This window comes from Flavobacterium xinjiangense, assembly GCF_900142885.1.
Classification (GTDB): Bacteria; Bacteroidota; Bacteroidia; order Flavobacteriales; family Flavobacteriaceae; genus Flavobacterium; species Flavobacterium xinjiangense.
Window position 1 is genome coordinate 126,266 of record NZ_FRCL01000004.1, and the last position, 12,518, is coordinate 138,783.

The window sequence follows — 12,518 nt, forward strand, 5'->3', positions numbered from 1 at the left end:
AATGTTATCCTTTTAATTATTAAAAAGATTAAATATAAATATAATAATTCACCAAAAAGCAAATTTACCAAATAAAGTGCTCTATTTCAGTTCTTTATGATATTTAACAAGGTTTTATATATAAATTATAATTGTTGTAAAAAACATTATTTAGCATTACTTTCACCAAAAATAAAAGCCTTTAATCATGAGTGTAGAAAGAGAATTAAATAAACGCAGCGGATCAAAATGTGAACTTTGTGGCGCAACGGAAAACCTAAAAGTTTATGAGGTGCTTCCCACAAAAAAAGGTGGACTCGATGAAAGCATCATGTCTTGCAGTACTTGTATTGATCAAATAGAAAATGCAGGGCATGAAGATTTAAACCACTGGAGATGTCTAAACGACAGCATGTGGAGCGAACATATTCCGGTACAGGTCGTTTCTTGGAGAATGTTAAGCCGATTACGTAAAAATGGATGGCCGCAAGAGTTGTTGGAGCAAATGTATTTTGACGAAGATACTTTAGCATGGGCTCAGGCAACTGGTGAAGGAGAAGATGATGAAAATAAAATTATACACCGCGATAGCAACGGAGTAATTTTGGAGCATGGTGATTCAGTAGTTTTAATCAAAGATTTGAAGGTAAAAGGATCGAGCATGGTTGCCAAACAAGGTACAGCAGTTCGTAACATTCGTTTAGATCATGAAAACGCTGAATATATAGAAGGAAAAGTAGATGGTCAGACTATTGTAATTATTACACAATACGTCAAAAAAACATAGTCAAATTAGTTTGCAGTCCCGATATTTCGGGATAAGTGATCAGTGACTTATTTATAATAAAAAATCGTTAACAGTAAATCAAATTTACTGTTAACGATTTTTTATTGGCATAATGTTTTTTTTACTGAGCACTAAAAACTTTATTAAATGTCTTCTTCCTTTTTAACCACTTTTCGAGCCACTTCAATTTTGAACTTCTTGCCTTTCATTTTTTCATCTTTAATGGCATGAAGCAAGTCTTTCACTTTGTTGAATTTCACGGCAGCAAAAGAGATAAAATCTTTTACTTCGATTAATCCTAAATCTCCTTTTTCCAGTTTTCCTTTTTGAGAAAAGAAACCTACAATATCAATTTTATTCAGTTTATTTTTCTTTCCGCCGCTGATGTAAATAGTCTGAAATTCTGGCGGTTTTGGCAATGATGTAGAATTTTCCACTTTCAAAGCTTCCATACCATAATCAATATAGTCCATCTTTTTCTCGCTTTCGTGAGCAATGATGTAAGCGGTTCCAGAAGCAAGCATACGCGCCGTTCTACCGTTTCTATGCGTAAATTCGTCTTCTTTTGATGGCAAATGATAATGAATTACATGATTCATTTCAGGGATATCAAGTCCACGAGCCGCTAAATCTGTTGTGATTAAATAACTAACACTTCCATTACGAAATTGGATTAGCGCCCGCTCTCTTTCGTCCTGATCCATTCCGCCATGATAGTAGGTAGAATAAATGCCTTTTTCGTTCAAAGTATCACTGATGCGTTCAGCAGCATCACGATGATTACAAAAAACAATAGCCGATTGTGATTTCAAAGAACAAATCAAGTTGAACAAACTTCCTATTTTGTCTTTTTCTTTCGAAACGACCATTTTCATGGACAGGTTCGATTCTTCCACGTTTTCTGGAATAAAGTCCAAAATTGTTGGATTTACCACTCTGGTATATCTTGGAATCTCAATATCAGAAGTTGCTGAAACCAAAACTCGTTTATTCAATTTCGTTAATTTCCCAATGATAAAAGACATTTGCTCATGGAAACCCAATTGCAATGATTTATCAAATTCATCCAGAATCAACGTTTGTATTTTATCCGTACGGAAAGTTCCTCTGTCAATATGATCTGCAATTCTTCCTGGCGTTCCTATTAAAACAGCTGGTGGATTGCTTAAATTCTTTATTTCAGTATCAATGGAATGTCCGCCGTAGCACACATTGACTTTATAATCAGTTCCCATTTTTTTCCATACTTGTTCAATCTGCAATCCTAATTCACGAGATGGAACTAAAATCAGACACTGAACCGATTGGAATTCCGGCTGTAACATTTCTAAAATAGGCAATAAAAAGGCCAGAGTTTTACCAGAACCTGTTGGCGAAAGCAATAAAACATTATTATCATTCAAGATAGCATCTTGGGCTACTTCCTGCATTTCGTTTAGGCTTTCAATACCTAAATTCAAAAGTATATTGTTGGAATGGTGTTTCTTATTCATTTTGCAAAGGTAATTTATAATTTTGAGTTATGAATTCTCATTTTTACTATTATTTTTTTTGAAATTGGTATTTACAGAGTCATCGAAAATATAGTATATTTGGTTTCCGTTTTTTAAAACTTAGCTATGAGATTTTTCACTATTCCATTATTGTTTCTTACCATTTCCCTATTTGCACAAAACACCAATAAATACGATACTTTTTTCGAAAAAGGAAACGGAAACCAATCGGCCACCTATCAAGAAACAATCGCGTATTACAAACTTTTGGCCAATGATTTCCCTACCATAAAAATGCAGGAAATGGGCCTGACTGACAGTGGAGAACGTTTGCACATAGTGACTTTCAACCCTGAAAAACAATTTGATTTTAAAGAAATTCAAAAAAACAAAGCTGTGATTCTCGTTAATAACGGAATTCATGCCGGCGAACCAGACGGAATTGATGCAAGCATGCAGTTGTTTCGTGATTTGGCTGTGGGAAAAATAAAAACGCCAAAAAACACGGTCATCGTTTGTATTCCCATTTATAACATTGGCGGAGCTTTAAATAGAAATTCCACTTCAAGAGTCAATCAGGATGGCCCTGAAGAATATGGTTTTCGCGGCAACGCCAGAAACTATGATTTGAATCGAGATTTCATCAAATCAGATACACGAAACACAAAAAGTTTTGTAGAAATTTTTCATAAAATAAATGCAGATGTTTTTATCGACAACCATGTCAGTAACGGTTCCGATTACCAATACAAACTAACATATATCATGACGCAACACAATAAATTAGGCACTATTTTAGGTAATTTTCTAAATACCGAAATGATGCCTGCGTTAGTCAAAGACTTGCAAAAAAAGAAAATAGAAATAACTCCCTATGTCAATTCTTTTTCAGATACGCCAGACAAAGGTTTTGGTCAGTTTTTTGAAAGCCCACGATTTGCAACGGGTTATACTTCCCTATTCAACACCATTGGATTTGTGGTAGAAACGCACATGCTGAAAAAATATGCAGATCGCGTGAAAGTAACTTACGAATATATGAGATCTGCCATTGATTATACGGATGCTAATTTTGAAAAAATCAAAGACTTGCGTTTGAAAAATGAGGAACAATACCAACCCAAAAAATCATACACCTTACAATGGGAAATTGACAGCACAAAAAAAACAACCTTTCCGTTTTTAGGATACGAAGCCATTTATAAAAAAAGTGATGTAACATCAGGAAACCGTTTGTTTTATGACCGAACAAAACCATACAAAAAAGACATTCCGTATATCAAGGAATTCAAATCTGTAAAAGAGATAATTATCCCGACTGCATATATTATTCCCAAAGGGTTCTGGCCCGTAATCGATTTATTAAAAAGTAATACAATAACATATACGCAACTAAAAAACGATACCATAATTGAAATAGAAAGTTATAAAATTGCCGATTTCAAAACAACAACATCGGCTTACGAAGGTCATTATTTACATCGAAATACAAAAATAACTTCTAAAATAGAAAAAGTAACTTTCGCCAAAGGGGATTATATTATTCCAACGCAACAAAAGGGAATTAAATACTTGCTAGAAACTATGGAGCCAGAAGGAATTGATTCTTTTTTTAATTGGAATTTTTTCGATACGATGCTACAGCAAAAAGAAGGATATTCCGACTATGTTTTTGAAGATACTGCGGCGAAAATTCTAGAAGAAAATCCAACGCTAAAATCCGAATTTGAACACCAAAAACAGACTGATAGTTCGCTTATCAATAAACCTGAAGAACAACTGGACTGGGTTTACAAGCATTCCGTTTATTATGAAAAGGCACATTTACAATATCCCATTTACCGTATTTTACAATAAAAACAATCCTTTTGGAACGTTAATTAAACACGAATTTCACGAATTCACACGAATAAATTTGTGATAATTCGTGAAATTCGTGTTTAACTTTAAATATCTACTTACAAAGCAATGTAAAACTGTTTAATCAGTGTTATTGGTGTCCAGAGCGTAACTCTTATCTCAGGAGTTTTTCTTCTTCAAATAATAATTTTATGTTTTCATAGGAGTTTTTTAAAGCCTCCGGGATTTGATCTGGATTTAACCAAGCCACTTTTTCAATTCCTTCTTCCAGTTGTCCCTGAGGCGTGCCTTCAAAATCAGAATGCATTTCGAACCAATGCGTAATTTTCAGTTTATATTTTCCATTACGTCTAAAAACGTGATACGTTTTTTGCAGTTTGTGTTTTATGGATAAGAGATTAACTCCGGTTTCTTCCTCTACTTCACGCATGGCCGTGTCTTCAATTTCTTCCCCTTTTTCAATTCCGCCTTTGGGTAAATCCCATTTTCCGTTTCTAAAAATAAATAAAACCTCTCCTTTTTTATTGTAAACCAAGCCTCCTCCAGCTTTAGTAACCGGAATTTTAGCTTTCAAAGTCTTCATAATCTCCCTTTCATCAGGATGATATAAGTAGGCTTTTTGAATTTTATTTTGAAATATTTTCACTATAAGTTGCTCTATGTCAATACTCTCTAACAAGAATAATTGAAAATCTGTCTCTTTAGAGATGTGATTTGTCAAAAAAAGTGGTTTGTCGTTAACAAAAACTTTATACATTTGTACTATGATTTTTAATAAAGAGACAGCCGAAAAAACAGCCGAATTGCTTTTGCAAATAAATGCAATTAAATTGAATCCAGGAAATCCTTTTACATGGGCTTCCGGATGGAAATCGCCAATATATTGCGATAACCGTTTAATCCTCTCATTTCCAGCCATAAGAAATTATGTCCGCGATGAATTTGCCAAAAATATTGAAAAACAATTTGGTAAACCTGATGTTATTGCTGGTGTTGCCACTGGAGCAATAGGAATTGGTATGCTAGTTGCAGAGAGTTTAGGATTACCGTTTGTGTATGTTCGCCCAGAAGCAAAAAAACACGGACGATTAAACCAAGTGGAAGGTTTTTTGCAAAAAGGACAAAATGTAGTCGTTGTAGAGGATTTGATAAGCACTGGAAATAGCAGTTTACTTGCCGTTGAAGCTTTACGCGCAGCAGGAGCAAACATAAAAGGGATGGCAGCAATATTCACTTATGGATTTGATGTTGCAGAACAAAATTTTAAAAATGCCAATATCGATTTATTGACATTGAGCAATTATCAAAATTTGTTGAATTTGGCCGTTGCCAAAAAATATATTACGGAACAAGAAGAACAAACTTTAAGAGAATGGAACGTGAGTCCATCAACTTGGAACATCTAAATAGAAATTCAATACTATAAAAACATATGAACTTAGAAAGTCCAAAAGTTACTGTCGAAAAATCAGCACAAGAATTATTTGATTTATTGAGCAATGTCCAAAATTTCGAAAAATTAATGCCTGAAAATATTGCGAAATTTGAAGTTATCGGTGACGATGCTTTTATTTTTGGATTGAAAGGTATGCCGGAAATAAAATTAAAAATGAAAGAAAAAGTAGCACCAAACAAAATTGTTTTGGGAGCTGCAAGTGATAAACTTCCATTTACATTAGTTGCTAATATTAATGCAATTACTGATAATTCGAGTGATGTTAAACTTGATTTTGAAGGAGATTTTAATCCTATGATGGCAATGATGATAAAAGGTCCAATTGGGAAATTTATTGAAACTTTAGCCACTAATATGGTAAAATTGTAGTCAATACAAAACCTGAAATGAAGATGTTTAAGATTGAAATCGAAATTCAATCTTAAACATTTTTTTTTAATACAGCATTTGAATTTCTTTAATATCAAATTCAGAAACACGATCATCTTCCAAGAGAATTTCGAGTTTACCAATTGAAGAAATGCCTTGAATAATTCCCATAAATTTTTGATTATTCGAATCTGAAAAAGGCATCGGAATTCCTTTTTTAAATAACTTATTGGTATAATCTGACCATAGCATTTCAGAATGTTGTTCCCATGATTTTAAATTATATTCAATTTTATCAATAATCGTAAATAGCAAGTCGTCCTTATTATATTTTGTGTCACAAATCACCGCCATTGATGACGCTTTAGGCAAATTTTCAAAATTAGTTTGGTTCACATTTAAGCCTAAACCGACAATAGAAATAATACTTCCGTCACTTTTGATGCTATTTTCAATCAAAATGCCACCTATTTTTTTATTGTATGACATTATGTCGTTTGGCCATTTGATACTAAGATCTGGAATCTTATAGTATTCAAGAGCCTCAATTACCGCAAGCGAGACTATAATATTGAGATTATAAATCTGACAAATATCTGATAAAAAGTCCTTTACCAAAACACTCAATATTAAGTTTTTACCTGTCTCAGAAGCCCATACGGCACCCATTTGTCCTTTTCCTTTTGTTTGACTCTCAGCTGTAACGACCGTAAGATTTTCAAGTTCTTGTTTGTTCGATAATCCTTTGAGAAACTCATTTGTTGAATCTATGGCATCGAGTTTGATTAGTTTCATATAACGTATTTTGTGAAACAGAATTTAATATTGTGTTAAGGTTCAAAAATAATCACAAAAAATGGTAACTTTACAAACTTATTTAAAAATAATTCATGGCGAAAAAGACTATAAATAATGATGACCTGTTGGCAAACATCATTAAGGGGATTGAAGAGGTAAAAGGAAATGATATCGATATTCTTGATTTAAGAGAAATAGACACGGCAGTTTGTGACTATTTTATCATCTGCAATGGTAATTCAAATACACAAGTTAACGCGATCGTTAACTCTATTCAAAAAACAGTATCAAAAGAATTGAAAGACAAGCCTTGGCATGTTGAGGGAACGGATAATGCTGAATGGGTACTGATGGATTACGTTAACATAGTGGTACATGTTTTCCAAAAACACATCCGTGAATATTACAATATTGAGAGCCTTTGGGGTGATGCAAAAATCACTACAATCCAAAACAAATACTAAAGAAATAACTTATAATGGCTAAAGATAATAATCCAAATTCGAATAAATTTAAAGTAAGTCCTTGGTTAATTTACACTGCAATATTATTAATTTTTCTGTTTATAAGTTTTATAACTGGGGGATCTAGCTTACAGGAACCCGCACAATTGACATCTTCTAAATTTAACACCTATTTAGAAAAAGGACAAATTGAAAAAGTTATCGTTTACAATAAAACAGAAGCCGAGGTATATCTTAACGCAGCAGCTTTAAAAGATGCTGTACATAAAAAAGTAGCAAAAGACGTTTTTGACAGGCCTAATAAAGGTCCGCATTACTCTTTTGATATCGGAAACGATCAAATATTCCAAACTAAGCTTGAAAAAGCAGTTGCGGAAGGAAAATTAAAAGACTTTAATTTCCTACCAAAAAACAACTGGACTGACATTCTTATAAGCTTATTACCAATTATTATAATTATTGGTGTATGGATTTTTATCATGAGAAAAATGTCAGGCGGCGGCGGTGGCGGTGGCGGACAAATTTTCAATATTGGAAAATCGAAAGCTAAACTTTTTGACGAAAAAACAGATATTAAAACAACATTTAAAGATGTTGCCGGACTTGAAGGAGCAAAAGAAGAGATACAAGAAATTGTTGAATTCCTTAAAAATCCTGAAAAATACACCAACCTTGGGGGAAAAATTCCAAAAGGAGCGTTATTGGTTGGACCTCCCGGAACTGGTAAAACTTTATTGGCAAAAGCCGTAGCAGGTGAAGCACAAGTTCCTTTTTTCTCATTATCAGGTTCTGATTTTGTTGAAATGTTTGTAGGAGTTGGTGCATCCCGTGTACGTGATTTATTTAAACAAGCAAAAGAAAAATCACCAGCAATCATTTTTATTGATGAAATTGATGCTGTAGGTAGAGCTCGGGGAAAAAGTAATATGTCAGGCGGAAATGACGAACGTGAGAATACATTAAACCAATTGCTAACAGAAATGGATGGTTTTGGTACTAATTCTAACGTTATTGTTTTGGCCGCTACAAACAGAGCCGATGTTCTTGACAAAGCCTTGATGCGTGCTGGTCGTTTTGATAGACAAATTTTCGTTGATTTACCGGACATTCGTGAACGTGCAGAGATTTTCAAAGTTCACTTAGCTCCTTTGAAAAAAATTGAAGGACTTGACACTGACTTTTTAGCAAAACAAACTCCTGGTTTTTCAGGTGCGGATATTGCTAATGTATGTAATGAAGCTGCATTGATTGCAGCAAGAAATAATAAAACAGCCGTAGACAAGCAAGATTTCTTAGATGCTGTTGACAGAATTGTTGGTGGTCTTGAAAAGAAAAATAAAATTGTAACTCCAGAAGAAAAGAAAGCAATTGCGATCCACGAAGCTGGTCACGCTACTGTAAGTTGGATGCTAGAGCACGCAGCACCATTAATCAAAGTCACTATTGTTCCTAGAGGACAAAGTCTTGGAGCGGCATGGTATCTACCAGAAGAGCGCTTAATTGTTCGTCCTGATCAAATGCTAGACGAAATGTGTGCTACAATGGGTGGAAGAGCTGCTGAAAAAGTAACTTTCAACAGAATTTCAACCGGAGCATTAAGCGATTTAGAAAAAGTAACCAAGCAAGCACGAGCTATGGTCACAATATATGGTTTGAATGAAAAAATTGGTAATGTTACCTATTATGATTCAACTGGACAAAGTGAGTACAGTTTCTCAAAACCATATTCTGAAGAAACGGCTAGAATTATAGATGAAGAAATTTCATTACTTATTGAAAGTCAATACCAAAGAGCTATTGAAATCTTAGAAGAAAATAAAGATAAGCTAAATCAGCTAGCCAATATTCTAATTGAAAAGGAAGTTATATTCAAAGATGATTTAGAAGCAATTTTTGGAAAAAGAACTTTTGATAAAAATCTAGAAGAAGTAGTATCTTAGAAAAACACATATAATTTAATTATTTTTAAAATCTTAATTCAAAAACCTCTTTTGAATTAAGATTTTTTTATCTTTGGACGTTTTCAAATAATAAATTAAGTAGTTTAAAAGTATATGAGTCTTTTTAGAAAATTTTTTGGTTCTATTAATCCAGCCTCTGACGAAGATAAAGAGAGTGAATTTAGTAAATCCTTTACTGACAATGCTACCTCTGTAGATGAAAAATTTATCTATAATTTTAAAAAAAATGGTGGTAAATTTTTATACTGTGAAAATTCAGAAGAAGTGAGCGAACATTTTGAAAATATACTCGAAGAAAATGACTGGTTTGAAAGTGCAGTAATGTGCTACGACCCCACTCTTTTCAAGATTCTTGATGATAATAAACTTACTTATGACAAATCCGTAAATCCAAAATTTCTTCTTGCAAGTTGTGAAAACTTAATTGCCGAAGAGGGTTCTATTTTATTTTCTTCAAAACAAATAAAACAACACAAACCAAACGAATTACCTGCTAACATTATAATTTTAGCTACCACAAGCCAGATTCTTGCTACAAAAAGCGATGGTCTTAGTGCTATAAAAAAGAAATACGAGAGAGACTACCCTACCAATATTACTACAATAAAATATTTCGAAAAAGCAAAAGAGGAAGATTTTACTCAATACGGAAGTTCAGCAAAAAATCTTTATTTATTGCTTTTAGAAGACCAGTAAGATGAATGAAACACTCAAGAGAGCAATATCTGGTGCTGTATACATAATATTATTAATAGCCTCTATATTATATTCTACTGAAAGCTTTTTCATATTATTTGGAGCTTTCCTAATTATAGCTGTTTATGAATTTTGCAATTTAGTTCAGATAAACAAAGTATTTCCAATTCTGCTCGGAACAGTTTTATACAGCGCAGTAACTTTAGTGAGTCATTACAATAAAATCACTGCAGATACTATCAATCAACTATTCAATACTGATTTAGAAATTTCAATTAACATACAGCAGTTAGACATCGTTCTATTAGTTGTAGCGTTGGTTGTATCCATAAAATGTATCCTTTTCTTATTTTATGATAACATTCAAAAAATAAGCACTTCGTCAAAATACTTGTATTTATTGGGGTACATTATTCTGCCATTTGTGTTTATTACTAAAATTTCTTTTGGTATAAATGACTATAATCCCAAAATTATAATTGGATTGTTCATTTTAATATGGACGAACGATACCTTTGCTTATATTGTAGGGAAATCTATAGGTCGCACTAAATTATTAGAAAAAATATCCCCTAAAAAAACAGTTGAAGGATTCTTAGGTGGAATTGTTTTTGCAATTTTAGCAGGCTACCTTATCTCAAAATATTATATCAGAGCCAATCCGCAGTTTAGCGAAAGATCTATCTTAATTTGGACCTCAATCGCTGTAATTGTTGGAGTTGTAGGTACAATAGGAGACTTAATAGAGTCAAAATTCAAACGTATTGCTGGCGTAAAAGATAGCGGCAGTATAATGCCTGGTCATGGAGGCATTCTAGATCGATTAGATAGTGTTATATTTGTAGCACCAATTATATTTTTATTTTACCAAATCTTAAACTATGTTTCATAAAGAAGGAACCCCGTCTATATTGCTAGGCATTATTTTCAGTACTACGGTACTTTTATTGTCTGATAAATTTATCGACACTAACTGGATTAAAATGTTAATTCAGATAAGTGCTTTTTTAGTGCTAATTATCATTTTGCAATTTTTCAGAAATCCAAAAAGGACTGTAATACTAAATGACAATCAAATCCTTGCTCCTGTTGATGGCAAAGTAGTTGTTATTGAAGAAGTGTTTGAAGGAGAATATTTTAAAGACAAACGTCTGCAAATATCTATTTTTATGTCACCAATAAATGTGCATGTAACTCGTTATGCTCTTAGCGGAATTGTAAAATTCAGTAAATATCATCCTGGAAAATTTTTAGTGGCTTGGCATCCAAAAGCAAGTGAAGAAAACGAACGAACTACAGTAGTCATTGAGAACAATACATTTGGTGCAATTTTATACCGCCAGATTGCTGGTGCTTTAGCGCGGCGAATTGTAAATTACGCCGAAGAAGGAATGCAGGTTATTCAGGGAACTGATGCTGGTTTCATTAAATTTGGTTCAAGAGTAGATATATTTTTACCTCTTGGGACTCCTGTCAATGTAGTACTTAATCAAAAAGCCATTGGCGGAAAAACAATTATTGCTACAAAAGGATAATGATCGAAAAAGATTTAGATACACGATTTCAAGAAGCGGTGGAAATCGCTTCTGACATGACTCAGGCATCTTTGCCGCAAGATGTTCAACTGAGACTTTATGCTTTTTATAAACAGGCTACTCTGGGAATTTTGGATTTAAAACAAGCGTCGAACTATCATCTGAGAGATGCTTTCAAAACAAATGCATGGATGCAAATTAGCCATCTTAGTTCTGATGAAGCCAAGGAACAGTATATAGAAATTATCAACTCTCTTTTGAAAAAGTAAATTCCAAATGAAAAAAAATATTTTTTTACTATCTAACTTACTGTTAGTTTCATTATTACTATCCTGTAATAATAAAAAATTAACTGAAGTTGTAGACGTTCCGCTTCCTACAGTTCAAGAAAAACTAGCGATGGGACTTCCTGAAGATGTCAAAGCTAACGAAGGTTCTTTTCAGTTGGAAAAACTACCTTATTCATACGATGCATTAGCCCCAAATATTTCGGCTGCAACATTAGAAATGCATTATTCTAAACATTATCTAACGTATACCAATAATTTAAACAGGGCGTTAGCAGGAACACCATTGGAAAACCTAACGATTGAAGAAGTGTTAGCTAAATTAGACTTGAATGATGCGAGCATCCGGAACAATGCAGGCGGTTATTACAATCATACCTTATACTGGCAATGTATGGCTCCAAAAGCTGGTGGACAACCTAAAGATGTTTTAGCAGACGCAATCACCAAAAAATTTGGAACATTTGAAGATTTTACGTCATTATTCAAAAACGAATCCGTTAAACTTTTTGGTTCTGGCTGGGTATGGCTAGTGGTTGACAGAGCAGGTGAGCTACAAATTACAAGCACTCAAAATCAAGACAATCCGTTAATGGTGAATGCAGTAATTCAAGGAAAACCTATCCTAGCCTTAGATATTTGGGAACATGCTTATTATTTGGATTACCAATACAAAAGAAAAAATTATGTAGATGCTTTTTTCAATGTAATCAATTGGAACAAAGTTTCCGAAAACTATGATGCCGCTGTAAAGAAGTAGTCAATTCAGTTTTAAGATAAAAAAAATGCTGTTACAAAATTTGTAACAGCATTTTTTATAAATAGAAATTAAG

General features: G+C 33.2%; 14 protein-coding genes. 11 read left to right on the forward strand and 3 right to left on the reverse strand.

Going from position 1 to position 12,518, the window contains the following annotated elements; genetic code table 11:
- Positions 1-187: 187 nt before the first annotated feature.
- The gene (locus BUC23_RS06245) at positions 188-766 is read left to right on the forward strand and encodes a PhnA domain-containing protein (RefSeq protein WP_073207146.1); all 579 of its coding nucleotides are present in this window, start codon (positions 188-190) and stop codon (positions 764-766) included.
- Between the two features lie 143 nt (positions 767-909).
- Here the strand turns inward: BUC23_RS06245 and BUC23_RS06250 are convergent, their stop codons facing one another.
- Positions 910-2,259 carry a DEAD/DEAH box helicase gene (locus BUC23_RS06250; protein ID WP_073207149.1) on the reverse strand — a complete coding sequence of 450 codons (1,350 nt, stop codon included), beginning with the start codon at positions 2,257-2,259 and terminating at the stop codon, positions 910-912.
- 126 nt (positions 2,260-2,385) lie between these two features.
- Between BUC23_RS06250 and BUC23_RS06255 the strand changes: the two genes are divergently transcribed.
- Positions 2,386-4,116, forward strand: coding sequence for a M14 family metallopeptidase (locus BUC23_RS06255; protein WP_073207151.1), 1,731 nt, complete (start codon positions 2,386-2,388; stop codon positions 4,114-4,116).
- A gap of 157 nt (positions 4,117-4,273) precedes the next feature.
- Here BUC23_RS06255 and BUC23_RS06260 read toward each other — a convergent pair whose 3' ends face one another.
- Positions 4,274-4,876, reverse strand: coding sequence for an NUDIX hydrolase (locus BUC23_RS06260; RefSeq protein ID WP_073207155.1), 603 nt, complete (start codon positions 4,874-4,876; stop codon positions 4,274-4,276).
- 7 nt (positions 4,877-4,883) lie between these two features.
- Here BUC23_RS06260 and pyrE point away from each other — a divergent pair, with 7 nt between their 5' ends.
- Complete coding sequence (gene pyrE, locus BUC23_RS06265) at positions 4,884-5,525, forward strand: orotate phosphoribosyltransferase (protein WP_073207158.1); 642 nt, start codon at positions 4,884-4,886, stop codon at positions 5,523-5,525.
- Positions 5,526-5,551: 26 nt separating this feature from the next.
- A complete protein-coding gene (locus tag BUC23_RS06270) occupies positions 5,552-5,944 on the forward strand; it encodes an SRPBCC family protein (protein ID WP_073207161.1) in 393 nt (130 codons plus the stop codon).
- A gap of 66 nt (positions 5,945-6,010) precedes the next feature.
- Here the strand turns inward: BUC23_RS06270 and BUC23_RS06275 are convergent, their stop codons facing one another.
- Complete coding sequence (locus BUC23_RS06275) at positions 6,011-6,739, reverse strand: biotin--[acetyl-CoA-carboxylase] ligase (RefSeq protein ID WP_073207163.1); 729 nt, start codon at positions 6,737-6,739, stop codon at positions 6,011-6,013.
- Between the two features lie 95 nt (positions 6,740-6,834).
- On the opposite strand from BUC23_RS06275, the gene rsfS reads away from it, so the two are divergent.
- The 7 genes from rsfS to BUC23_RS06310 all read left to right on the forward strand — a co-directional run bounded on the left by rsfS (position 6,835) and on the right by BUC23_RS06310 (position 12,445).
- Positions 6,835-7,206 (forward strand): ribosome silencing factor, encoded by a 372-nt coding sequence (gene rsfS, locus BUC23_RS06280; RefSeq protein ID WP_073207166.1) that lies wholly within the window; start codon positions 6,835-6,837, stop codon positions 7,204-7,206.
- A gap of 14 nt (positions 7,207-7,220) precedes the next feature.
- Positions 7,221-9,146, forward strand: a complete 1,926-nt coding sequence (gene ftsH / locus BUC23_RS06285; protein ID WP_073207169.1) for an ATP-dependent zinc metalloprotease FtsH — start codon at positions 7,221-7,223, stop codon at positions 9,144-9,146.
- A 114-nt stretch (positions 9,147-9,260) separates the two neighbouring features.
- Entirely contained in the window at positions 9,261-9,863 is a 603-nt protein-coding gene (locus tag BUC23_RS06290) for an LUD domain-containing protein (protein WP_073207172.1), read from the forward strand.
- A 1-nt stretch (position 9,864) separates the two neighbouring features.
- Positions 9,865-10,755, forward strand: coding sequence for a phosphatidate cytidylyltransferase (locus BUC23_RS06295; protein WP_073207175.1), 891 nt, complete (start codon positions 9,865-9,867; stop codon positions 10,753-10,755).
- Positions 10,745-11,398: a phosphatidylserine decarboxylase family protein gene (locus BUC23_RS06300; protein WP_073207178.1), complete on the forward strand. Its 654-nt coding sequence runs from the start codon at positions 10,745-10,747 to the stop codon at positions 11,396-11,398. The genes BUC23_RS06295 and BUC23_RS06300 overlap by 11 nt, the downstream gene beginning before the upstream one ends.
- Complete coding sequence (locus BUC23_RS06305; protein WP_073207180.1) at positions 11,398-11,667, forward strand: acyl-CoA-binding protein; 270 nt, start codon at positions 11,398-11,400, stop codon at positions 11,665-11,667. Before BUC23_RS06300 ends, BUC23_RS06305 begins: the two co-directional genes overlap by 1 nt.
- A 7-nt stretch (positions 11,668-11,674) precedes the next feature.
- Positions 11,675-12,445: a superoxide dismutase gene (locus tag BUC23_RS06310; RefSeq protein WP_073207185.1), complete on the forward strand. Its 771-nt coding sequence runs from the start codon at positions 11,675-11,677 to the stop codon at positions 12,443-12,445.
- Positions 12,446-12,518 lie beyond the last annotated feature (73 nt).